At 55.7% G+C, this 22,502-nt stretch carries 20 protein-coding genes; 6 read left to right on the top strand and 14 right to left on the bottom strand.

Annotated elements, in window-relative coordinates:
- Position 1: 1 nt before the first annotated feature.
- The 9 genes from LZG00_18310 to LZG00_18270 form a co-directional block, all read right to left on the bottom strand.
- Positions 2-1,930, bottom strand: coding sequence for a PAS domain S-box protein (locus tag LZG00_18310; GenBank protein ID MCF3595943.1), 1,929 nt, complete (start codon positions 1,928-1,930; stop codon positions 2-4).
- A gap of 144 nt (positions 1,931-2,074) precedes the next feature.
- Positions 2,075-2,692 carry an urease accessory protein UreG gene (ureG, locus tag LZG00_18305; GenBank protein ID MCF3595942.1) on the bottom strand — a complete coding sequence of 206 codons (618 nt, stop codon included), beginning with the start codon at positions 2,690-2,692 and terminating at the stop codon, positions 2,075-2,077.
- Positions 2,689-3,324: an urease accessory protein UreF gene (locus LZG00_18300; GenBank protein ID MCF3595941.1), complete on the bottom strand. Its 636-nt coding sequence runs from the start codon at positions 3,322-3,324 to the stop codon at positions 2,689-2,691. Before LZG00_18300 ends, ureG begins: the two co-directional genes overlap by 4 nt.
- Positions 3,314-3,787 carry an urease accessory protein UreE gene (gene ureE, locus LZG00_18295; GenBank protein MCF3595940.1) on the bottom strand — a complete coding sequence of 158 codons (474 nt, stop codon included), beginning with the start codon at positions 3,785-3,787 and terminating at the stop codon, positions 3,314-3,316. Before ureE ends, LZG00_18300 begins: the two co-directional genes overlap by 11 nt.
- Before the next feature lie 8 nt (positions 3,788-3,795).
- The gene (ureC, locus tag LZG00_18290) at positions 3,796-5,532 is read right to left on the bottom strand and encodes an urease subunit alpha (protein ID MCF3595939.1); all 1,737 of its coding nucleotides are present in this window, start codon (positions 5,530-5,532) and stop codon (positions 3,796-3,798) included.
- Positions 5,532-5,837, bottom strand: a complete 306-nt coding sequence (locus LZG00_18285) for an urease subunit beta (protein MCF3595938.1) — start codon at positions 5,835-5,837, stop codon at positions 5,532-5,534. The genes ureC and LZG00_18285 overlap by 1 nt, the downstream gene beginning before the upstream one ends.
- Positions 5,834-6,022 carry a hypothetical protein gene (locus LZG00_18280; protein ID MCF3595937.1) on the bottom strand — a complete coding sequence of 63 codons (189 nt, stop codon included), beginning with the start codon at positions 6,020-6,022 and terminating at the stop codon, positions 5,834-5,836. The genes LZG00_18285 and LZG00_18280 overlap by 4 nt, the downstream gene beginning before the upstream one ends.
- A 12-nt stretch (positions 6,023-6,034) precedes the next feature.
- Entirely contained in the window at positions 6,035-6,337 is a 303-nt protein-coding gene (locus tag LZG00_18275) for an urease subunit gamma (protein MCF3595936.1), read from the bottom strand.
- A gap of 1 nt (position 6,338) precedes the next feature.
- Positions 6,339-7,241: an urease accessory protein UreD gene (locus tag LZG00_18270; protein MCF3595935.1), complete on the bottom strand. Its 903-nt coding sequence runs from the start codon at positions 7,239-7,241 to the stop codon at positions 6,339-6,341.
- Between the two features lie 322 nt (positions 7,242-7,563).
- Here LZG00_18270 and urtA point away from each other — a divergent pair, with 322 nt between their 5' ends.
- From urtA to urtE, 5 genes are all read left to right on the top strand, one after another.
- Positions 7,564-8,844: an urea ABC transporter substrate-binding protein gene (gene urtA / locus LZG00_18265; protein MCF3595934.1), complete on the top strand. Its 1,281-nt coding sequence runs from the start codon at positions 7,564-7,566 to the stop codon at positions 8,842-8,844.
- Between the two features lie 61 nt (positions 8,845-8,905).
- Positions 8,906-10,858, top strand: a complete 1,953-nt coding sequence (urtB, locus tag LZG00_18260; protein MCF3595933.1) for an urea ABC transporter permease subunit UrtB — start codon at positions 8,906-8,908, stop codon at positions 10,856-10,858.
- 4 nt (positions 10,859-10,862) lie between these two features.
- Positions 10,863-12,095, top strand: a complete 1,233-nt coding sequence (urtC, locus tag LZG00_18255) for an urea ABC transporter permease subunit UrtC (GenBank protein MCF3595932.1) — start codon at positions 10,863-10,865, stop codon at positions 12,093-12,095.
- Positions 12,092-12,832, top strand: coding sequence for an urea ABC transporter ATP-binding protein UrtD (gene urtD / locus LZG00_18250; protein ID MCF3595931.1), 741 nt, complete (start codon positions 12,092-12,094; stop codon positions 12,830-12,832). Before urtC ends, urtD begins: the two co-directional genes overlap by 4 nt.
- Before the next feature lie 3 nt (positions 12,833-12,835).
- Entirely contained in the window at positions 12,836-13,531 is a 696-nt protein-coding gene (gene urtE, locus LZG00_18245; GenBank protein ID MCF3595930.1) for an urea ABC transporter ATP-binding subunit UrtE, read from the top strand.
- A 189-nt stretch (positions 13,532-13,720) separates the two neighbouring features.
- Here urtE and LZG00_18240 read toward each other — a convergent pair whose 3' ends face one another.
- The 4 genes from LZG00_18240 to LZG00_18225 form a co-directional block, all read right to left on the bottom strand.
- On the bottom strand, positions 13,721-15,235 hold the full coding sequence (locus LZG00_18240; protein ID MCF3595929.1) for a catalase: 1,515 nt from the start codon (positions 15,233-15,235) through the stop codon (positions 13,721-13,723).
- 226 nt (positions 15,236-15,461) lie between these two features.
- Positions 15,462-15,854 carry a response regulator gene (locus LZG00_18235; protein MCF3595928.1) on the bottom strand — a complete coding sequence of 131 codons (393 nt, stop codon included), beginning with the start codon at positions 15,852-15,854 and terminating at the stop codon, positions 15,462-15,464.
- Between the two features lie 23 nt (positions 15,855-15,877).
- Positions 15,878-19,033: a PAS domain S-box protein gene (locus LZG00_18230; protein MCF3595927.1), complete on the bottom strand. Its 3,156-nt coding sequence runs from the start codon at positions 19,031-19,033 to the stop codon at positions 15,878-15,880.
- Between the two features lie 182 nt (positions 19,034-19,215).
- Entirely contained in the window at positions 19,216-20,205 is a 990-nt protein-coding gene (locus LZG00_18225) for a response regulator (protein MCF3595926.1), read from the bottom strand.
- A gap of 375 nt (positions 20,206-20,580) precedes the next feature.
- Here LZG00_18225 and LZG00_18220 point away from each other — a divergent pair, with 375 nt between their 5' ends.
- On the top strand, positions 20,581-21,633 hold the full coding sequence (locus tag LZG00_18220; GenBank protein MCF3595925.1) for a response regulator: 1,053 nt from the start codon (positions 20,581-20,583) through the stop codon (positions 21,631-21,633).
- Between the two features lie 38 nt (positions 21,634-21,671).
- On the opposite strand, the gene LZG00_18215 is transcribed toward LZG00_18220, so the two are convergent.
- Positions 21,672-22,337, bottom strand: a complete 666-nt coding sequence (locus LZG00_18215; protein ID MCF3595924.1) for an N-acyl-L-homoserine lactone synthetase — start codon at positions 22,335-22,337, stop codon at positions 21,672-21,674.
- Positions 22,338-22,502: the final 165 nt, after the last annotated feature.

Raw genomic sequence — 22,502 nt, 5'->3', positions numbered from 1 at the left:
CTCAAGCGGGTTTGTGCAACAAAGCCTTCTCGAAATACCGATCTCGCTGGTTCGTACCTGTAAAGGTCACGTCAAGGGCTTGCTCTGGCAAGTCCATTGGTACGGTAAACCAAAATGTAGTTCCCCGTTCTGGAGAACTGTCAAAGTCGATCGCACCGCCAGAATCTTCAACGATGCGTTTCACGATACTTAGTCCCAAGCCGGTGCCTCCCCTACTGCGCGTCGCCGAGTTTTCTGCTTGCAAGAATGGCTCAAAAAGTTGGTTGCGAAATTCCTCAGGAATACTTGGACCCTGATTTTTTATTGATACCTTTATATGCCGGTGGACTTCCTCAATATTTACTTCGATCATACTCCCTGGATCGGCAAATTTCGCGGCATTTGACAACAGGTTCGTCATCACTTGGTTGAACCGTTTGGGTTCGGTGACTCCAGTAAGGGTTCGATCCTTGCACTCAATACTGCACTGCACATCAAATTTCTCTGCATAGGTCTCATTGACCATGACCGCTTGCTCGACCAGCTGAAGAATTTGAACCTTTCTTAAATCGAATTGAATCGCTCCAGAAGAAAATTTCTCGAAATCCAAAATGTCGCTAATGAGTTCATTGAGTTGGCGACCGTTTTTCTGTGCAATATCAATAAGGCGCAACGCCAGATCCGAAAAATTGTCAGACTTACTCGCACCCAGCAGGCCGAGCGCCCCAAGGATTGATGTCAAGGGTGTTCGCAATTCATGGCTAATTGTGGCCACGAATTCACTCTTCAGTTCCGCAAGTCGGTGCTGCTCGGTAACATCAACGATTTGTGATATGGCATGGTCTGGCTGCCCGTCCGGCTTGTAGAAAAGTGAGACACTTAACAGCCCCCAAACGATCGCACCATCTTTCCGGATATATCGTTTTTCCATTGAGTAGGATGGGATCTTGCCGCCAACCAATTCATTGAGAAACTCGAGATCTGCATTTAGGTCATCGGGATGCGTTAGAGACTGAAAATCACTCTTGAGAAGTTGCGATTGCGGGTACCCCAGAAATTCACAAAGTGCTGAATTGACTCTTAAAAATGAACCGTCCAGACCAACGAGCGCCATACCGATCGAGGCATTCTCAAATGCTGACTGGAACTGTCCGTGGAAGCGCTGATTGTTGATTTCAACATTCTTGCTATCGGTCACATCAGTCGCCGCCCCTGTAACTTTTATAACCTCTCCCAAATGGTCTCGTTCAGCGATCGAAATTGTAAAGCGCATCCAACGCCATTTCTTGCTAGCCTTACTCAAATACCGAAAATCGTAGTTTGCCAGGCCGCTCTCACTTGTTTGGCAACTGTAGAACGAAGCGAGAGCAGCGTCGAGGTCGTCGGGATGGACACGGGAACGCCACTCTTGCAGGAGTTCAGCAGAGTCTTCTTCACCTATTTCCATCAACTCGCGCCACATTCGCGAAACTATGACTTCACTGGTCTTAAGGCAGAATTCGAATGTACCTATCCGGACGCCTCGCAGTAAATTTTCGGACAAATGCAAGTCTTCCAGTAGTTTCTTCTCAACCTCCAATTCATCAGAAATATCTCTGAAGACCACTGAGACAATTTTCTGATTTTCGTCATCACTTGACAGGGTAATGTGAAGGGAGAGCGTAATCGAACGGCCCGATATATGCCTGCCCATGATGCTCCGTATGGAACCATCTTTCGCTGGCGACTCCACAAGGGCAAGCAAACTGGAGATGGGTGTGTCAGGCAAGAGGCCTTCAATATCCCTCCCTGCAATTTGCGCAGGCTCCAATCCAAAAATTCGTGCTGCTGCGCCTGTGCTGAATGCGACCTTTCCATCTTGCTGGAGTATCATCATAGCGATGCCGCTATTGAGGAAGATTTGCGCGAAACGAATATCCCCTAACTGGAGAGGGTGCTCGTGCTCGGTCATAATCAGTGTCTGCTCCATCCTTGGTTTGGCGCGATTTCAAAAGCCCCATACAACTTAATCTTTAAGGCATTTTCACCTAGAAGTCTCTAGATTGTGTAGTCGGCTAGGAAAAAACGATATCGAAGGTGCGACAGACGCCCGCCATCAGACAGAAACACCCCCAATTTGCGACAGATGCCCCAACACCTCGGAAAGCCCCTCACCGGACTTCAGAGAGCAGAAAAGGGTTGGCAGCGCAGGCCTCATTCGTGCGCTATCGCGGACCATCACATCAAGCGATGCACCCACATGGGGCGCCAAATCGGTCTTGTTGATCACCAGGATATCGGACTTTGTAATCGCAGGGCCGCCTTTGCGCGGGATTTCCTCGCCTGCAGCGACGTCGATCACGTAGAGGGTCACATCTGCCAGTTCAGGGCTGAAGGTCGCGGACAGATTGTCGCCGCCACTTTCAATAAACACGATCTCAAGCTCCGGATGCCGCGACACCATTTCCGCCACCGCAGCCAGATTAATTGATGCGTCTTCGCGGATTGCGGTATGGGGGCAGCCGCCGGTCTCTACGCCAATGATGCGGTCCTGCGGCAAAACCTGCATGCGCATCAGCGCTTCGGCGTCTTCCTGAGTATAGATGTCGTTGGTGATCACGGCGATCGACAACTTGTCGCGCAGGGCTTTGCACAGGGCCGCGGTAAGCGTTGTTTTGCCCGCCCCGACGGGGCCGCCGATGCCCACTCGGAGTGGGCCGTTTCTACCTGTCATGTGCGAAAAATCCTCGAATACTGGGTTTCGTGTTTCATGGATGCGATGTCGCTTAGGAAAGCGGTGGAGGAGAGATCCTCCAATGAACCATCCATGGCCCTGTCAGCAACGTCGATGCATGTCGCGGCGAGGGTCTTGATCACGATCTGCCCGTCGGTCTGGCCCAAGGGGATAAGCCGCATTCCCGCTGCAGCCAGATTTGAAATGAAGGCATGCAGGAAGACCTGCAACGTCTGATCAAGGGGTAAGCCGTGCTCCCGCGCGGCGTGTCCGATGGCGACCGGATAGGCCATCGCGGGCATGTCGCCCCCCCAGACATCACGGGTGGCGCGACAGAAGGCCTCGCCTTGCAGGACCGTCTCTCGCAAACGTTCTGCGGAGGGGGCGAAGGCGCGGGCAATGGCATCAACCTCGGTGGCGTCCTCAGCCCGGTACGAGGCACATAGGAACAAGGCGTCGGACTGGCACGCGCCGTGCCGCAGGACGGTTTCCAACCATGCCTTCAGCGTTTCGCGGTCCGTGACCTGCCGCGCATCGACAGCCCATTCCAACCCGTGACTATAGGAAAATGCCCCAACCGGATAAGAGGGAGAGAGCCATTGGACCAGTGTGAGAAGCTGATCAGTGTGCATGATCGTGAACGTGGCCATGGTCGTGGCCATGCGTGCGCCCATGACCATAAGCACCGCCCTCGGGTCGGAAGGGTGCTTTGATTTCGCGAACCTCGGCACCGATCAGTTTGAGCATGTTGCGGATCACATGATCGCGCTGGATCAACAGTCGGTCAGCCTCGATTTGACAGGGGGTGTGACGGTTGCCCACATGCCACGCAATCCGGACCAGATCGGTGCCCGTGACCTCCAGCAGATATTCATCCGCCGCGACAACCTCAACAAGGCGACCATCCTCCAGTTCAAACGCGTCGCCGTGATCCAGTGAGGTCGTATGCGCCAAATCAACAAGAATGCGGGTGCCTCGCGTCGCCGTCAGCACTTTGCGCCGCAGGAAACGGCCATCGTAGGTCAGCTCGATCGTATCGACGGCATCAGACCAGTCGGAGGCACGGCGAATATGCTGGCTTGGGATAGGGGGCATGGGATCTCTCAAAACAGGAAGTAACGTTGGGCCATGGGCAGAACCGACGCGGGTTCGCAGGTCAGCAACTCACCGTCGGCACGCACCTCATAGGTCTCGGGGTTCACGTCGATCTTCGGGGTGGCCGTATTAAGCAACAGGTCCTTCTTGCCGATGTCGCGGGTGTTGCGTACGGCGACGGTTTGCTTGGCAAGACCGAGGCTTTTGCCAATCCCGTCGGCCTGAGCCGCCTCGCTGACGAAAACCACTGCCGAGTTCTCCACTGATCGCCCGAAAGCCCCGAACATCGGACGGGAATAGACTGGCTGTGGCGTCGGGATTGACGCGTTGGGGTCGCCCATCTGCGCCATGACAATGCTGCCCCCCAGCAGGACCATTTCAGGTTTGACACCGAAAAAGGCGGGATTCCACAGCACCAGATCGGCGCGTTTGCCCTCTTCAATGCTGCCAATCTCGCGCGAGATGCCGTGGGCAATGGCGGGGTTGATGGTGTATTTCGCGATATAGCGGCGGACGCGGAAATTATCATTATCGCCAGTTTCCTCGGCCAGGCGTCCGCGCTGTTTCTTCATCTTGTCGGCGGTTTGCCATGTCCTGATCAGCACCTCGCCGACGCGGCCCATGGCCTGACTGTCGGATGCGATGATGCTGAACGCGCCCATGTCGTGCAGAATATCCTCGGCGGCGATGGTTTCACGCCGGATTCGGCTTTCGGCAAAAGCCACATCCTCGGGGATGGATTTATCAAGGTGGTGACAGACCATCAGCATATCGAGATGCTCTTCAAGGGTGTTGACGGTGAACGGGCGTGTCGGATTGGTGGAGGAAGGCAGAACATGCTCTTCGCCACAGATTTTGATGATGTCGGGCGCATGGCCACCGCCAGCGCCTTCGGTGTGAAAGGCATGGATCGTACGGCCCTTCATCGCCGCGACCGTGTGTTCGACAAAGCCGGATTCGTTGAGCGTGTCTGTGTGGATCATCACTTGCACGTCCATCGCATCGGCCACGGAAAGACAGCAATCGATGGCCGCAGGGGTGGTGCCCCAGTCTTCGTGCAATTTCAACGCGCAAGCCCCCGCCTTCACTTGCTCCTCAAGCGCGGCTGGAAGTGAAGCGTTGCCTTTTCCGGCAAAGGCGAGGTTCATCGGAAAGGCATCGGCGGCCTGAAGCATGCGTCCGATATGCCAGCCGCCGGGGGTGCAGGTTGTGGCAAGCGTGCCATGGGCGGGGCCGGTGCCCCCGCCGAGCATGGTGGTCAGGCCCGAATGCAAAGCGTCCTCGATCTGCTGCGGACAGATAAAATGGATATGGCTGTCAAAACCGCCCGCAGTGAGTATCCGGCCCTCCCCGGCGATGATCTCCGTCCCCGGCCCGATGATGATGTCCACGCCCGGTTGGGTATCGGGGTTACCGGCCTTGCCGATCTTGGCAATCCGTCCGTCCTTGAGGCCGACATCGGCCTTGTAGATGCCTGAATGGTCCACGATCAGCGCATTGGTAATCACTGTATCGACGGCGCCACTTGCGCGGGTTACCTGAGACTGCCCCATCCCATCGCGGATTACTTTGCCGCCGCCAAACTTAACCTCTTCGCCGTAGCTGAGCGCATTGCCTCCCACCCGTTCTGCGGTCAGATCCCGCTCAACCTCGATGATGAGATCGGTATCAGCAAGGCGTACTCTGTCACCCGTCGTGGGACCGAACATGGCGGCATAGTCGCCGCGTTTGATGGTTGTTGGCATCAGAGATCCCCCATTACGGCCTGATTGAAGCCGAATACCCGACGCATGCCCGCGATCGGGATCAGCAGCACCTCGCGGCGCTGGCCAGGTTCAAACCGGATGGCGGTGCCCGCCGCGATGTCGAGACGGCAGCCACGGGCCGCGTCACGATCAAACGCCAGTGCCGGATTGCATTCGGCAAAATGATAGTGGCTGCCGACCTGCACCGGACGGTCTCCGGTATTGGCGACCATGAGAGTGATCGCCTCCCGGTCAGGGTTCAGCGTAAGGTTACCTTCGGCGGGAAACACCTCGCCCGGGATCATGATCGCGAGACCGCTTTGCGGTAGCGCAGGACGGCAAGTGTTACCACGCTTGCGGTGGCCAATGACGCAGCAAGCCAGTTGAACTCATCCGGATGGACATGGACCGATTGGTCGACATGCGCCATTGCGGGCGCGGCCATGACGGCTGCAAAAGCGGCATAAACAAAAACCTGTAAACGGATCATTGTGGGCGGTCCTTATCTGATGGGGTTGTGAACGGTGACGAGTTTTGTCCCGTCGGGGAACGTGGCTTCTACCTGCACTTCCGGGATCATCTCGGCGATGCCTTCCATACATTGCGCCCGCGTAACGACATGCGCACCTGCCTGCATCATATCCGCGACGCTGCGGCCATCGCGCGCGCCTTCAACGACTGCATCGGTGATCAGCGCTATCGCTTCGGGGTGGTTCAGCTTGACCCCCCGCGCAAGGCGCTTGCGGGCCACTTCGGCCGCCATCGAAATCAGCAGTTTGTCTCGTTCACGAGGAGTTAGTTGCATGTCAGGTCATCCATGATCGGGGAAGCGCGTCGGCGCTGAGTTGACGCAAGATCGGCATGAGCGATCGACGCAATTCAAAGCTGTCTTGCGCAAGGATACGGGCCACCAGAAGGTCGGAGCCAAGCAGGCTGGCTCCCCCAGAGGCGGGCAAGAGCGCGCGCAATTTAGGCAAATGCGCTTCGGCATCGGGTGCGACATAGACGATTGTCGCCAATGCCCCCGCCCCCGCCGCGATATTCGCAGAGGCAAGATGCGCCGTCACATCGCCCTGCAAGCTGATGGCGTCGAGGTAGAGGGGTTGCCCGGCGCGCCGGATTTCGATGCGGTCTTTGAAATTGATACCCGCAAGCACTTCACCCATCGCGGCGCGGCCAAACACCAATGGCTCGACCAGCAGCAGCGAAGCACCATCGTCGAGATCAACCGACAACCGCCGCTGCAACGCGCAGGCTTCATAGAGGATGGTCTCTTGCGGCAGCCAGTGCAGCGTAGCACCCCGTTTCACCATAACCCGGTTGCGGATCTTCGCGACCTGACCGGGCTGCGCCCGGTAACCGCGTTCGGCGGCCTGGGTGGTCAGGGACAGAAAAGCATCGTCGTCGGCGCAAGCGTTCAGGGAAAAGCTATCGCCCCCCGTCACCCCGCCAGCCGTGTTGACGACGATGGCCTGCAAGGCGGCGCTGTCAGGTCTAGGGAACAGCAATTTCATCGCACCGGATTGGCGCAGATCGGCAATCGCCGAACGATCAGATAACCGCTTTGCCCGCACCATGACGGCCCCGATGGCACGCGGTTGCGCCGCGGCACAGGTGGGCGTGGGTATGATCGCCGCGCGTGTAATTGGGAACGCTCCGTAGATGGATTGGGTCAGCCCGTTCCCACCATAGGCCGTGTGTCGTGTCATCGATTAGAGGCGTTTGCGCCCGCAAACCACTTATGGCGCTTAATTTTTAGGCACAAATTTAGCGAGCTGAACAAAGATTAAGCACAGGGCAACGAAGTTACCCCCGGTCACCGCAGGACGCTTGCCAGTCTCGCTGCGACGCAGAAACGATCCCCTCACCATCCCGGCCGCTCACTGTGTCGGAAAAGGTGTGTGGTGACCGGACGAAATGAAGCCCGACCCGGCCACCACACGGATTGCAACAATTAGGTTGCGGGATTGACGTAGGACACTCGGCGCTGTCGCGCAAGATCGCCTGAGATCATCCCGTGAGGAGAATATCATGAAGACCATTAATTCCTTACTGGCTGGCACGCTTGCCTGCTCCACTCTGGCGGCACCTGCCTTTGCCGCCGATTGCCCGATCAAGGTCGGCGTCCTTCACTCGCTGTCCGGCACTATGGCGATTTCCGAGACCACGCTGAAAGACACCATTGTGATGTTGGTCGAACAGCAGAACGCCAAGGGTGGCCTGCTCGGCTGCGAACTTGAAGCGGTGGTGGTCGATCCGGCCTCGGACTGGCCCCTGTTTGCTGAAAAGGCGCGCGAGTTGTTGTCGGTTCACGACGTTGACGTGATTTTTGGCAACTGGACGTCCGTCAGCCGCAAGTCGGTGCTGCCAGTGATTGAGGAACTTAACGGCCTGCTGTTTTATCCGGTGCAATACGAGGGCGAGGAAAGCTCGAAAAACGTCTTCTACACTGGGGCGGCCCCGAACCAACAGGCGATCCCGGCCACCGATTATTTCCTCGAAGAGCTCGGCGTCGAAAAGTTTGCGCTGCTGGGGACCGACTATGTCTATCCGCGCACAACGAATAACATCCTTGAAAGCTATTTGAAGTCCAAGGGCATCGCTGCCGACGATATTTTTGTGAACTACACACCGTTCGGCCATTCTGACTGGTCCAAGATCGTGGCCGATGTTGTGGCCCTGGGCGCGGATGGCAAGAAAGTCGGGGTAATCTCGACCATCAATGGTGACGCGAATATCGGGTTTTACAAGGAACTGGCTGCGGCAGGTATCTCCGCCGACGACATCCCCGTCATCGCCTTCTCGGTGGGCGAAGAAGAACTCTCGGGTCTTGATACCGCCAACCTCGTCGGCCACCTCGCCGCGTGGAACTACTTCCAGTCGGCAGACTCCGAAGCAAACACCAGCTTTATTGAAGCGTGGAAGGCCAAAATGGGCGACACGCGCGTGACGAACGACCCGATGGAGGCACACTACATTGGCTTCAACATGTGGGTGAACGCGGCCACAGCGGCGGAGTCAACAGAGGTCGACGCCGTGCGTGCGCAGATGTACGGGCAGGAATTTCCCAACCTGACCGGCGGCACCGCCGTGATGCTGCCCAACCATCACCTCACCAAGCCAGTGCTGATCGGAGAGATTCAGGGCGACGGGCAGTTCGATATCGTCAGCCAGACAGCCGAAGTCCCCGGCGACGCATGGACAGATTTCCTGCCCGAAAGCGCCGTGCTCACCTCTGACTGGAAGGATCTGAACTGCGGTATGTATAACACCGAAACCAAGACCTGTGTTCAGACCTTGTCCAACTACTGAACACTGAAACCGGGCAACGGAAGGGGCGCTTCGTCCCTTCCGAACCTTGCGGGAAATTTACATGAAAAACCTATTGATTGCGGCCCTCGCTCTGGCGATGACCTGCTCACTTGCGCGGGCCCAAGAGGCACCCATGCAGGCGATCCTGCAGGCGCAGGCGGCATTGATCGTGGAAAATTCGCGCAAGACTATCGCCCCGGCCATCGCTGCCGTGTCCGACAGCGGATTGCCACAGGCGCAGGACGTCTTGCAGGCCTGGCAGGGCAAGAACCTTTGGCAGCGCACCTCCGACGGGTTGTTCTTTCGTGCTGAAAAGGCCGAGGGCGGCGAGTACTTACTGTATGATTTTGACACCCGCGAGACCATCGGCACGGCTCCGTCCTCTGATTTGAAACAGTTCAAACCCAATAGCGGCATCCGCGCTCTGATCGGCTCGGCGCTGGTGCGGTTTCAATTACAAGATCCTGATCCCAAACGGCGGCTTGCCGCGTTGACGTCGGTGCAGCGCAATCCCAGCGCGGATGTGCTGACACCACTCAGAGAGTCGATCGCCGCAGAGAGTGATCCGACGATCCGTGCCATCAAAGTCAGATCCGAACGCCTGCTGACTATCGCCTATGATACAGATGAGGCACAGCGGATCACGGCCATTTCCGAGATGTCGGGCGATCTGGGGGTTGATGTTCGGGCCACGCTCAACCCGCTGCTGGCAACCCGCACGGCCTTTTTCCCGGGCACGCCACCTGAGACACTAAACATCGCCAGAACGCTGGAGCCGGGGACCACTATCGAGATGGCGCAGGCCTACGACATGCTGGTCGCTGAAAACCTGGCCCCAGCCAGGGTGAGCCCCGCGCAACAGCGCACCGCACTGGTGGAGCATGCCAAGGGCGGCAGCGTCGGGGGCATCCCGATCCACCAACTGGACAACCAGGACATGCGGCAGCGTGCTTATGATGCGCTGGCCGCAGAGGGCAGCGTGCCCCCTGCCCCAGACGGCGCGCAGATCGCACAGACGCTGGACGCATATAGTTTTGTCGAGATCTATTTCGAACCCTCGCGGACAGTGACTGACGCCGTTTCCGAGGCGCTGGATACCATCGCGCTGAAAGTTGGTGTGAACCAGACGCTTGACCTTATCCTTGATGGCCTGTCGCTCACGTCGATCTACTTTCTCGCGGCCATCGGGCTCGCCATTACCTTCGGCGTCATGGGGGTAATCAATATGGCGCATGGCGAATTCATCATGATGGGTGCTTATACCGGTTATGTGGTGCAGCAGATTATCCCGAACCACACCGCCAGTATTCTCGTGGCAATCCCGATGGCTTTTGCAGTGACCTTCGCGGCAGGTGTGGTGTTGGAACGGCTGGTGATCCGCTGGCTCTACAATCGCCCGTTGGAGACTTTGCTGGCGACTTTTGGCGTCTCCATCGCGTTACAGCAACTGGCCAAGAACATCTTTGGCACGCAGGCGCGCCCGCTGACCTCTCCCGCGTGGCTGGATGGGGCTTGGGTGATCAATGACGTGGTGGCGATAAGCTATATCCGCATCGCGATCTTCGTGCTGGCCGCGTTTTTCCTGGGTGTTTACCTTTTCATCATGCGGCGCACACGGTTGGGTTTGGAGACCCGCGCCGTGACGCAGAACCCGCGCATGGCCTCATCGATGGGCATTAACCTCAACAAAGTGAACATGCTGACCTTCGGCCTTGGCTCGGGCATTGCCGGGGTTGCCGGTGTCGCCATCGGACTCTTTGCCAAGGTCACCTCCGAGTTGGGCAGCGATTATATCGTGCAGAGCTTCATGACAGTGGTTGTCGGCGGTGTCGGTAACATCTGGGGTACCTTGGCGGGGGCCGCGATGATCGGTTTTCTGCAAAAGGGCATCGAATGGTTCAACCCGTCCAACACGTTGGCGGCGCAGACCTTCATGATCGTGTTCATCATCATATTCATTCAGTTCCGGCCAAGGGGCATCATCGCCCTCAAAGGCCGCGCGGCGGGGGATTGACGCCATGCAACACGCTCTTCACTGGCGCGGCAACTCAACAATGATCTTTCTCGCGGTGCTGGTGGCATTTACCATCATCGTGACGCTCTTGTCCGAAGGTATGGGCATTGGGGTGATCTCCACCAGTTTTGTCAAAACGCTGGGCAAGACCCTCTGCCTCGCCCTGGTTGCCATCTCGATGGATCTTGTCTGGGGCTATGCGGGGATTTTGAGCCTTGGGCATTTCGCCTTTTTCGGGCTGGGCGGCTATATGATCGGCATGTGGCTAATGTACGAGCGTACCCGCGAGATCGTCGTCACCTCGCTGGCCGACGCGCCTATTCCACCCACGCCACAAGAGGTGTCCGACGCCATCGCCAATCAGATTTTCGGCGTGGTGGGAAGTGCGGATTTTCCTGTGATCTGGGCGTTTGCGGACAGTCTGCTGGCACAGCTTTTGCTGGTGGTTCTGGTGCCGGGCGTGTTGGCCGGGGTGTTTGGTTGGCTGGCATTTCGCAGCCGTGTCGCCGGTGTCTATCTCTCGATCCTGACGCAGGCGATGACGCTGGCGCTCTCACTTTACCTGTTCCAGAATGACAACGGGTTGCGCGGCAACAATGGCCTTTCCGGTTTGCAGAACCTGCCGGGGATGGCTGATGTGCCCCAAGCCTTGGTGTCGGTCTGGTTCCTCTGGGGCGCAGCGCTGGCGTTGGGGTTGGGCTATTTGCTGGCCGTCTGGATCGTATCCGGCAAGTTCGGCTCAGTCCTGCGCGGCATCAGGGACGACGAGGCACGGGTGCGTTTCCTCGGCTACCCGGTAGAGACCTACAAGCTGGTGCTTTTCACCGGTACCGCCTGCATGGCTGGCATCGCAGGGGCGCTCTATTATCCCCAGGCCGGCATTATCAACCCCGCAGAGATGGCGCCCATCGCCTCGATCTATCTTGCTGTCTGGGTCGCAATTGGCGGGCGCGGGCGGCTTTATGGCGCGGTGATCGGGGCGGCTTTTGTCAGCCTTGTGTCGTCGTGGTTCACCGGCGGGCAGGCACCGGACGTTCCGTTGGGGTTTTACACTGTCAAATGGGTCGACTGGTGGCTGGTGGTGCTCGGGCTGTCGTTTGTTCTGGTCACGCTTTTCGCCCCGAAAGGGATCGGCGGTCTGTTCGACCTGCTGGAACGGCGCACCTCTCCTGACCGGCACGGCGCCGATCTGGGCCCCGATCAAGGCGCGCTGCGCGAAAAGGAGGCAAGCGAATGAGCACGTTGCTCGAAGTCTACGACGTCTCGGTCAGCTTTGACGGGTTTCGCGCGATCAATAATCTGTCGTTCCACATCGGCCCGGCAGAGATGCGCGCGATCATTGGGCCGAACGGCGCTGGCAAGACCACCTTCATGGACATCGTGACCGGCAAAACCAAGCCTGATAAGGGACGGGTAATCTGGGGCGCGCACCGTCTGTCGTTGCTGGGCCTGTCCGAGGCCCGTATCGCCAGAGAAGGCATCGGGCGCAAGTTTCAAAAGCCGACTGTCTTTGAAGACCAGAGCGTGGAAGAAAACCTGCTCATGGCGCTGCAAAACCGGCGCGGGCCGCTGTCGGTACTGTTCTACCGCCCGTTGGCCGCACATCTGGAACGGGTCGCGGCACTGGCCGACGAAATTCGGCTAGCAGATCATCTTCAGCGCAAATCGGGCGAATTGAGCCATGGCCAGAAGCAATGGCTGGAAATCGGCATGCTGCTCGCGCAGGAACCGAAATTGCTCCTGGTTGATGAACCCGCCGCCGGGATGACCCCGGCAGAGCGCGAACATACCACAAATATTCTGGTCGAAGCGGCCAAAACGCGTGCCGTTGTCGTGGTGGAACACGACATGGAATTTGTCCGCCGCCTTGGCTGCAAGGTCACGGTTCTGCACGAGGGCTCTGTATTGGCCGAAGGCAGTCTCGATCACGTTACGGCCAACAAGGAGGTCATTGATGTCTATCTCGGGCGCTAAACCATGCTGAGCGTGCAGGACCTGACCCTGCATTACGGCCGCTCTCAGATCCTCAACGGTATCAGCCTTGAGGCGGCACAGGGCGAAGTCACCTGTGTGATGGGCACCAATGGCGTGGGCAAGACCAGCCTGATCAAGGCGATCTGCGGGACGCACGCGAGATCTGGCGGCACAGTCTCGCTTGATGGCGAGGCGCTGCCTATACTGCCACCACACCTGCTTGCCCGGCGCGGTATCGCCAGCGTGCCGCAGGGGCGAGAGATTTTCTCGCTGTTGACGGTGAAAGAGAACCTCGAGACCGGGTTTGGCTGCCTGCCGATCGCTGAGCGACGGATACCTGACGAGATATTTGAACTGTTCCCGGTCTTGAACGAAATGAAATCACGTCGCGGTGGCGACCTGTCCGGCGGCCAGCAACAGCAGTTGGCCATCGCCCGCGCCTTGATCACCCGGCCCAAACTGTTGCTGCTGGATGAGCCGACGGAAGGCATTCAACCCAACATCATTCAGCAGATTGGACGCGTGATCAGCCAACTTCGCGCGGAGGGCCAGATGGCGATCGTTCTGGTCGAGCAGTATTTCGAGTTCGCATATGATCTGGCCGACAGCTTCGTCGCGTTGCGGCGTGGGGAAGTGATCCTCTCAGGCAGGAAAGGTGATTTCTCGAAGGATGATCTGCTGTCTAAAGTTTCGATTTAGTATCAGGTGGTTAGAGACCTGCAGCATATTCTCTGAATTTGCCGGAACGCAATCGTTCATTCGCTGGAAAAACCTTTGCTACGGTCGCATGTTCTCACTCGTCCATGTCGCCATGAACCGACCTTGGAGATAGATATGAGTAATGAGCAAATGAGGGGCACAGCCCCCCACCAAAATTGCAGTGAAGCGTTACTCTGCCAGTTCAGGCTTTGAGGACAGTTCTTCTGGTGACTTGACCGACATGCCCAAGGCCTTCGCAACACCTTCCCCGTAAGCAGGGTCGCATCGCGTGCAGTTATCGATGTGACGCTGCTTTATGAAATCCGGAGCATCCCCCATATTTCGTCCGGTGTTGTCGAATAGAATCTCCTGTTGCGCCGGTGTCATCAGTTGAAAAAGCTTGCGGGGCTGGCTGTAATAGTCGTCGTCATCCTCGCGAAAGTCGAACATGGCGGCATTGCCATCTATCCTGAGCGGCGGTTCGGCGTATTCGGGCTGCTGAAGCCATTGGCCAAAGCTGTTGGGTTGATAGTGCGGCAGGCCGCCAAAATTGCCATCCACCCGCCCAATCCCGTCACGGTGATTGCTCATAACCGGGCATTTGGCTGCATTGACCGGCACCTGCTGGTAATTCACACCCAGTCGGTAGCGCTGCGAATCCGGGTAATTGATCAGCCGCGTCTGAAGCATCTTGTCAGGTGAGACGCTGATACCAGGCACTAGGTTCGCTGGCGAGAAAGCGGCCTGCTCAACATCCGCATGATAGTTTTCCGGATTGCGGTTCAGTTCGAATTCGCCAACCTCGATCAACGGGTAATCACCCTTATACCAAACCTTGGTCAGATCGAACGGATGAACGTGATAGGTTTCCGCCTCGGCCTCGGGCATGATCTGAACATACATCTTCCAGCGCGGGAAATCACCACGTTCAATCGCATCAAACAGGTCGCGCTGATGGCTTTCGCGGTCACCTGCCACAACCGCGCCCGCTTCTGCATCGGACAGGTTCTCGATGCCTTGCTGCGTCCTGAAGTGCATCTTTACCCAGAACCGCTCACCCGCTTCGTTCCAGAAGCTGTAGGTGTGGCTGCTGAAACCATGCATGTGTCGGTAACTTTTGGGAATGCCGCGATCGGACATTACCACCGTAACCTGATGCAGCGCCTCCGGTAGGAGCGTCCAGAAATCCCAGTTGTTCGTGGGCGAGCGCATGTTGGTGCGCGGGTCGCGTTTCACGGCTTTGTTGAGATCAGGGAATTTCTTGGCATCGCGCAAGAAGAACACAGGGGTATTGTTGCCCACCATGTCCCAATTGCCTTCTTCGGTGTAAAACTTGAGCGCAAAGCCGCGAATGTCACGCTCGGCATCCGCCGCACCGCGTTCGCCTGCCACCGTGCTGAAGCGGGCAAACATTTCGGTTTTCTTGCCCACTTCGCTGAAAACCTTGGCGCGCGTGTAGCGCGTGATATCGTTGGTCACGGTGAACGTGCCAAACGCACCAGACCCCTTGGCGTGCATGCGACGCTCCGGGATGACTTCGCGCACGAAATTGGCAAGCTTTTCATTGAGCCAGATATCCTGCACCAGCACCGGCCCGCGCTTGCCAGCGGTCATCGAGTTCTGATTGTCGACCACCGGAGCACCAAACGCCGTTGTCAGGTGGGACACCGGACACTTACCTTTGTTTAAGACATCATCTGACATAGCCGATCTCCCTCAAATAAATTGAATTACCGGGGTACTCTAGAATAGGCTTTGGAGTTAATAAAGCGGCGGTGGCAGATCAACGTATCAACGGCGACGTAAGAACTTGCCACTGAGGAAAAGCAAGAAACGGCCACGCGCTCATCGCTGGCCTCGATCAACTAATGAACCAGCAATGCTGAAGTACCAAAGCTTATGGGTTCGCAGATGATAAGCGACCCCGCAGTCAAGCCGCCGATTCATGCTCGACAATCACCGAAAGTATCTTATCGCCCAATGTCAGCGGATCAAACGGCTTCACGATAACAGCAATGCCGCCGGCCATCTTCAACGCGGCAACTTCGCTGTCATGCGCCCGCGCAGTCATGAATATTGCAGGGGTCTTGGCATAGTGAGGCAGCTCTCGCAGCTTCGCGAGCAGGCTGTCACCAGTCATTTCGGGCATCATCACATCGAGCAACAGGATATCAGCGCGAAACTCGGCTGCTACGCCAAGCGCTTCCGAGGCGCCCAGACATTGCTTCAATTCGAATTGGTCCGACAATTGCAACGCAATCTTGGCGATTTCCTGCACGTCCTTGTCGTCTTCAACGTGAAGTATTTTTAGCTTTTCCTGCATTTCGAACAACACCCTATTACTGTTCACACATTGGCTAATATCTTGGGTTTGATGGCCCATAGACACTTCTTGACTATTCTGTCTCTACGAAGGCTGCCCAGAGCCAGGGAGAGGTCGACCAGATCATCCGCGACTTCACCATCCTCTTTCGAGAGGCTGACGATGGCAACATGCGGATACTTCTCTCTCAAGTGGCACAACAGCGCATCGCTTTCCACGCCCGCCGCACCCCGGTTCAAGATCAACGCATCGAAGTCGTCGTGTCCCAGTTTGGCGAGTGCACTCACAACCGACCCCACATTGGTTACCTCACAAGCGCTACCGAGCCAGCCTTCAAGCAACCCGGCAAAAATCTTGTCGCTCTGTACATGCAGTACTCTTACAGGAGCAGCGCTATCTGACATTACGGAAACTTGCCCGTTTGGCAAGCACACCCAGAATTCCGTGCCGCGGCCTTCGGCGCTTTCGAAATCGATTTTTCCACCCATCGTTTCAACAAGTGACTTGGCAATACTGAGCCCCAGCCCGGTACCGCCCTTTTCTCTCGTCGCCGAACTGTCGGCTTGTGAGAAGGGTTGAAAAACCTTGTCATGGTAGCTCGCGGGAATGCCCGGCCCGCAATCCTTGACCGAGATGGACGCATTACCATCCCGCTCCTGAAGCGATACAGTTACCGCCTGCCCCGCATCCGAGTATTTCACGGCATTGGAGAGAAGGTTGAACAGGACTTGCTCCAACCGTTGCGCATCAATCCATGCATAGAGTCCGTCAGGGGGCAACTTGGTTTCAAACCTGACGTTGGCGGTTTCCGCAATCGGAGTGGCGGCATTGACCGCCTCGGTCACGATATCGGCGATGTTGTGAACCGCGTAGTTGAACTGCATCCTGTCGGTCGAAACTTTCTCCAGATCAAGCAGATCGTTCAGCAATTTCGCCAATCTCTCGCTGTTGCCCTGTGCGATGTTCAGCAAACCCCGCACATTTTCCGGCAATTGCGAGCTGGCGGTACCCATCACCAGATCAATTGCGCCTTTGACGGATGTCAGAGGGGTGCGCAATTCATGGCTCATGTTGGCAAAGAATTCACGGTTGTTCTTTTCCGTTTCCTTGCGTTGGCTGATATCAACGAACTGAGCAATGAAAACGCCGCCGTCTACCGTGTAGTCCCTGACGCGTGAAACGCTCAACAACATCCAGATCACCCGACCTGACTTGTCGATGCAGCGGGTCTCGACCTTGAGAAGGTCAAGATCCTCGGTTCTCATCCGCGTAAGCGCTCGCAAAATATCTTTAAGGTCTTCATCGTAGATCAACGTCTGAAAGTTTCTGCCCACCAAATCCTTTTCCAAATAGCCGGCCAATTTAGTCAGCGCCTGATTTACACGGACAAAAAAGCCATCCTCATCCAGCATTGCGAGCGGCACAGGAGAGTTTTCCAAAACTTCCTTAAACTGATGTCTGCTCGTGCGGAGCCGTTCATTTGCAACGTGCAACTCGGTAAAATCGATTTGCGATCCGATCAGACGATTCGGCACGCCATTTTCATCGACCCCGGCAACACTCGTGCTGGATTTGAACCATCTCCATTCGCCCGGCGTTGTTTGCACCCGGTACTCACACTCTGCCCGCTCTTCGACACCGTCAATACATCGCTGATGCGACTCCAAAATCGGTGCAACATCATCAGGATGGACACGCGCAAAGAATTCATCCTGAGGGTTGTCCGCCATTGTTTCCCGGTCCAGACACATCAGCTCTACCCATGAATCCGAAACAACGGACTGACCGGTCCCGAGATCAATATCAAAGACACCAATGCCCGAAGTGCTCAATGCGAGACTCATACGGTGCTCGGCTTCGCGCAGATCGTCGGTTATCGCCTGCTCCTTCGTGACATCATCAAACATCACGACGTAACGGTTCCGACCCGACTTGTTCTGAAACTTGTTGACCTGAACCTTCAGGTTCAAAACACTGCCCGAGTTCGTCCGACTTGTGACGAAAATCGTGCCCTCCCAGGTTTTTGTCGGAAAGTCCGGAATAAGGTCGCGAAGCAAACACCCGGTCAAGACAGGTTCATCAATTTCGAACATCTGAAGAAACGCGGGATTGACCGACAAGATTTTCGCTTCCGAATCCAGAAATGCAAACCCGATAATGGCATTGTCGATGATTGCCTTCGTCTGACCCACTGTGGCCTGCAACTCGCGCGTCTGATCTTCGATCGCCTGCTCGGTTTTTTGCGTTCTACGCGCATGAGTAAACGTACTGATGCCAATTAACGCAGCGAGAACCGCCCCGACCAAGCCCAGGATGTAGGGTAGGAACGATTTCTGCAACATTGCGAAATCCGGGGTGCTGTCCCAGATAAACCTTAAGTCCTGCCCGTAGAATTGAACTGTCCTGGTTTCGTTGAAATCGGGATCAGATATCGCGGAATTGGACGAAAACACCAAGGAGTCACCTGCCTCCTCCGCCCCAGAATAGACCGTCAGCTCGAAATCGCGCCCATGCTCCAAAGAAAGTTTCGAAAACACGCTGTTTGCCAGAAATGGCACCGTGACCCAACCTGCCATATAGGTTTGCGAGATCGAACCGGTTTCACCTGCTACATCGTCGAACAAGGGGCGAGCTATGATGAGAGCGATATTAGCCGCATCGTCCTGAACCAACACCAATGGCTTGGAAAGTGCGACCTGTCCGGTTTCACGCGCCCTGACCAGCGTCTCGCGCCGGTTCTGATCAAAGGTCAGATCCAGCCCGATGGCGACCGAATTCGCACCGTCAGGTGCCATATACTGAATAACAAACGCCTGATTTGCATCAGATGGCGGATGAATCGAAAACCCTCTTTTCTCAAGTCGATTAGACAGGTCTTCATAGGACCCATCGTCCTTCTTGACCTGCGCAATCCACCCGATGCCCTCGACTTTCGGCAGCGTTCGATCAGCCTGAATCGTGGCAACATAGTCAGACCATTCTCGTGCAGAAACGGTCCGGGATGCACGGATAAGTCCGGCCCCCCCGTCAAGAACCGACTCGATACGGTGAAACCGCGTTTCGATCTCCTCAAGGCTCTCCTGTGCAACTGTCGCAAACAACGCGGCGCTTCGGCGTGTTTGGAACTCATAAACCACGAACACTGAAAACACGGTCGCAATCAAACACAGCGAAACCATGATAACGCGAACGACAATGAATGATTTGTTTTCAGGAGTTACATTCATCAAGTCCGCTCATGATACCTGTTGCTGATCGCAGCGGAATTACCGATGCGCTCTTGCGAATATGTCCAACAGATCTCAATTACTCCAGTATGTAAATTCACAAGACTTCACACTGCGGCTTATTTGCGCTCCGGTCATCCGGCAAGCAGCGAAAGCCCTGACCGGTTCAGAACCGTCTCGCGTTGTTCCATACGTGCCATCGCTGCTTTGACTGCCCGCTTGAAGTTCAGTTTCGCCATGGTTGAAAGGTGGAGCGGCGATCCGACAATGATTGCCGGGCGGGCTTCTGTGCGACACACTTGGGGCAGTTCGCCGCTCTCCAAGGTGTCCAATATCCCTGCCTCTGCAATATCTGCATCGAATTCTTCAAATCCACGTGTTGCACATAAGAAGATGCCATTGCCCGCATGCGCCATGAACGCCTTCTCGGGCTTCAGCTCGTGTTGCATCGCATTTGCCGCAGATTTCAGAAACTCGACGAATTCCATGGCTTCTGTTTGCGCAAATATCTGGTCAATATTCGCAATCTTCATGACCACTAGATTGATATTGCACTCATCGTTGCGCGTGACGCGTTCCAGGTAGTTCTGAAAAACTGAAAAGGGCAGCAGATCTTCGCCCGTCACCTGAAACTGCTCTGCCGGCATGGCGGTCTCGGGCTTGCGCGCGACCTGCTTCCCAACACGCTCCTGCTTGCGGCTCGCAAGGTTTTGGACCGCAATATAGCTGTCGATCGCAGCCTGTCGTTCCTGCACCAGCCGTTCTGCAACCCTGATGCGGGTCAGAACTTCAAAAAACTCAAACGGCTTGGTGATATAGTCCGTCGCGCCATTCGCAAAGGCCTTTTCAACAGCTGCATGTTTTTTATGCTTTGTAATCATTAGGATAGGAGTGTTGCGATAGCGCGCTATTTTGCGTATATCCGCGCAAAGCTGGATGCCGTTTCTTTCCGGCATTTCAACATCGAGAAGAATGCAATCGTAGGCAACTTGAGCGTTATTGATCGCTTTCAACGCCTCCAAGGGCGAGGACATCAGCGTCAAATCCTCATATCCGCCCCCAGTGAGGCAAAACTTCAGCAAATCTAGTGAAATACCATCATCATCGACAGCTATGATTTTCATGGTTTTCTTGCTCCTTTTATACAGAGTTCTGAACCGAAGGCGCCTGACGGCCTGCTCGACCACGCACCAATACGGCACATCCCTAGGTAGTAGGCACAAATTTTGTTCAAATTATGGAGACCGAAAACAGGGTCAAAATGTGGGCAGAATTCCGCCGAACTACTTCTAGAATCGCACCGAATGCATGTTGCCGACTGCTACTGTTTCCATATCAGCTCCGTCATTATTGCGCCAAATTCTCGTCATTCTTGTAAAAGAATTTAAATTTTCCGTGCAAAATCAACGGTTAGAAAAAAGTTAACTCTGTCATACTCAATGCGCTGACTGTCCTGAAAATGCCATCTTCCTTGGATATTCAATCTAAAGGATAGCCGTTTGGATTATCAAAATGATACGGAGACCGTCGAAATGCGCATTTTGCTGGTAGATGACGACACAATTTTTACCGACTTGATTTCCTCTAAGCTGGCGGAATTGGGCCTTGACGACATCACGATCGCACATTCGGCTGAAGACGCCCTGAGTGTCGTCGAAAACCAGCGGGTACCCTTTGATTGTTACCTTCTCGACATCATGCTGGGCGAGATGGACGGTATCGAGCTTTGTCAGCATCTGCGCAGCCGCCGCGATTGCCGGGTTGCGCCGATCATAATGATCACATCGAGCAACGAAGCACATCTCATGGATCGCGCCTTCAAGGCTGGTGCAACCGATTTCTTGAGAAAACCGCTTGATCACGCCGAGATGGTCGGCCGAATCCAAACCGCCATGTTGCTTGTCAAAACGACACGAAATGAAACAAGAGGGCGGCACGCCTTGCGCGCGCTCATTTCCTTCGCTTCGGATTTCAACCTGATCGACCTGTCCGAGCGCGCGTGTTTTCCAGACGTGAACGGCATGGTAGACTACTATCAAATTGAAAACCGCCTCCTGAAAATGGAGGATGGCCTGTATCAGATGCATCTCTTCCGCATTCGCGTGCGAAATTTCGCAACCCTGAACAAGCGGACGGAACGTGCGAACGTCATGCAACAACTGCATGCCATCAGCGCCGCAATTTCTCAGACGGTCACAGCTCGCCGATTCCAGCTGGCATACATTGGGCAAGGCATTTTCGTTTGCTGTATCATCGGGCGCCATGTCATGGTCCCCGACCTGTTCCAGGCCCGGTTGCGCAACAACGCACAAGAGGCGCTGCAACAACTGCCTGACGCGTCGGCGGAAAAAGCCATGGAAGTCAAACTCGACGTTTCCGAAATCTCATCGAAACGAATCCTGTCGCGAAACGTAGCGTTGTCCCTGCTGACCAAAGAACTTGAATCAGCCGCGTCCCCGCAGACCTCCACCCTACCCGAAGTCGAAATGATCGAGCACAAGATCTTCTCGATGATAGAAGAGGAAGAGCAAAAACTGCTGGTTAACCGCTAACTATTCCGCTGTTAGTCATTCGTTCAAAACGGCAAATTCTAGGCCCCATCTTTATAGGGATTGACCACATTCATCAGGGCCGCCTGCGTTCGATCGCCATCAATATTCTGCGCAGGGCCAACCGGAGTGGCGTTCATACGAATGCGCTTCATCCATCGGCTGAATACCGCAGGCACGATTCCGATAATGGCACTACACCCCAATTCCCGCGCAGAAGCGGCCATATGTTCAAGCAATATCGTCTGAATGGCCAGGCGCCGCTTGGAAGAAACCGATGCCGCGACAAAAAGTCGTGTCGCTTCCCATATGTCTGGCCGCACCGGTGCTTCGAAAAAAAGAACATCTTGCGGTATATTTTCGAGTAATCCGCGCTGTGCGTCCCGCAACATATAGGAATATTGCCCGCATCTTGCCGTGGTCGGCGTCAGACGCATACCTGCCAAGACCCGACCATACTCATGCACAACGATCCAGCGGCTAAGTGGAGTATCATATTGATCGAATTCCATCCCGTCAGTCTGAGGCAGATCCCAACCCTTGATATCGATAAAGACTTCACGGCGCGCCTTGAGATAATTGGCAAGCAACAATCCATGGCGATGCATGTTTCCGAACGACAGGGTTGTCGCCTGTACTTCCGCCGTCAGTTCCGGCGAAAGTCTTGTGAACTGGTTTTCCGCATGCTCGATTTCTTCGGCCCGCAACACAGGCGTCAGATACCGCTGCGGAGCGAGTTCCGGAAACGCTTCGACCGACCAATACGGGCGTTCTTCTTCTTTGAGTAACCCCATCCGACTCCCCGTTCGCAACTTGGCCCCATTAAATCATAGGTTGCAAACTTAAACCATAGTTCTGCCACTATTTCATGT

Source organism: Rhodobacteraceae bacterium LMO-JJ12, from assembly GCA_021555075.1.
In the GTDB taxonomy this organism is placed as follows: Bacteria; Pseudomonadota; Alphaproteobacteria; order Rhodobacterales; family Rhodobacteraceae; genus JAKGBX01.
The sequence above is the reverse complement of the archived record's forward strand: the minus strand, read 5'-3'. Positions and strand labels throughout refer to the sequence as shown.

Coding starts and splice junctions, on each gene's coding strand:
- LZG00_18310 (MCF3595943.1), bottom strand. CDS start 1,930: ATGACCGAGCACGAGCACCCTCTCCAGTTAGGGGATATTCGTTTCGCG.
- ureG (MCF3595942.1), bottom strand. CDS start 2,692: ATGACAGGTAGAAACGGCCCACTCCGAGTGGGCATCGGCGGCCCCGTC.
- LZG00_18300 (MCF3595941.1), bottom strand. CDS start 3,324: ATGCACACTGATCAGCTTCTCACACTGGTCCAATGGCTCTCTCCCTCT.
- ureE (MCF3595940.1), bottom strand. CDS start 3,787: ATGCCCCCTATCCCAAGCCAGCATATTCGCCGTGCCTCCGACTGGTCT.
- ureC (MCF3595939.1), bottom strand. CDS start 5,532: ATGCCAACAACCATCAAACGCGGCGACTATGCCGCCATGTTCGGTCCC.
- LZG00_18285 (MCF3595938.1), bottom strand. CDS start 5,837: ATGATCCCGGGCGAGGTGTTTCCCGCCGAAGGTAACCTTACGCTGAAC.
- LZG00_18280 (MCF3595937.1), bottom strand. CDS start 6,022: ATGATCCGTTTACAGGTTTTTGTTTATGCCGCTTTTGCAGCCGTCATG.
- LZG00_18275 (MCF3595936.1), bottom strand. CDS start 6,337: ATGCAACTAACTCCTCGTGAACGAGACAAACTGCTGATTTCGATGGCG.
- LZG00_18270 (MCF3595935.1), bottom strand. CDS start 7,241: ATGACACGACACACGGCCTATGGTGGGAACGGGCTGACCCAATCCATC.
- urtA (MCF3595934.1), top strand. CDS start 7,564: ATGAAGACCATTAATTCCTTACTGGCTGGCACGCTTGCCTGCTCCACT.
- urtB (MCF3595933.1), top strand. CDS start 8,906: ATGAAAAACCTATTGATTGCGGCCCTCGCTCTGGCGATGACCTGCTCA.
- urtC (MCF3595932.1), top strand. CDS start 10,863: ATGCAACACGCTCTTCACTGGCGCGGCAACTCAACAATGATCTTTCTC.
- urtD (MCF3595931.1), top strand. CDS start 12,092: ATGAGCACGTTGCTCGAAGTCTACGACGTCTCGGTCAGCTTTGACGGG.
- urtE (MCF3595930.1), top strand. CDS start 12,836: ATGCTGAGCGTGCAGGACCTGACCCTGCATTACGGCCGCTCTCAGATC.
- LZG00_18240 (MCF3595929.1), bottom strand. CDS start 15,235: ATGTCAGATGATGTCTTAAACAAAGGTAAGTGTCCGGTGTCCCACCTG.
- LZG00_18235 (MCF3595928.1), bottom strand. CDS start 15,854: ATGCAGGAAAAGCTAAAAATACTTCACGTTGAAGACGACAAGGACGTG.
- LZG00_18230 (MCF3595927.1), bottom strand. CDS start 19,033: ATGGTTTCGCTGTGTTTGATTGCGACCGTGTTTTCAGTGTTCGTGGTT.
- LZG00_18225 (MCF3595926.1), bottom strand. CDS start 20,205: ATGAAAATCATAGCTGTCGATGATGATGGTATTTCACTAGATTTGCTG.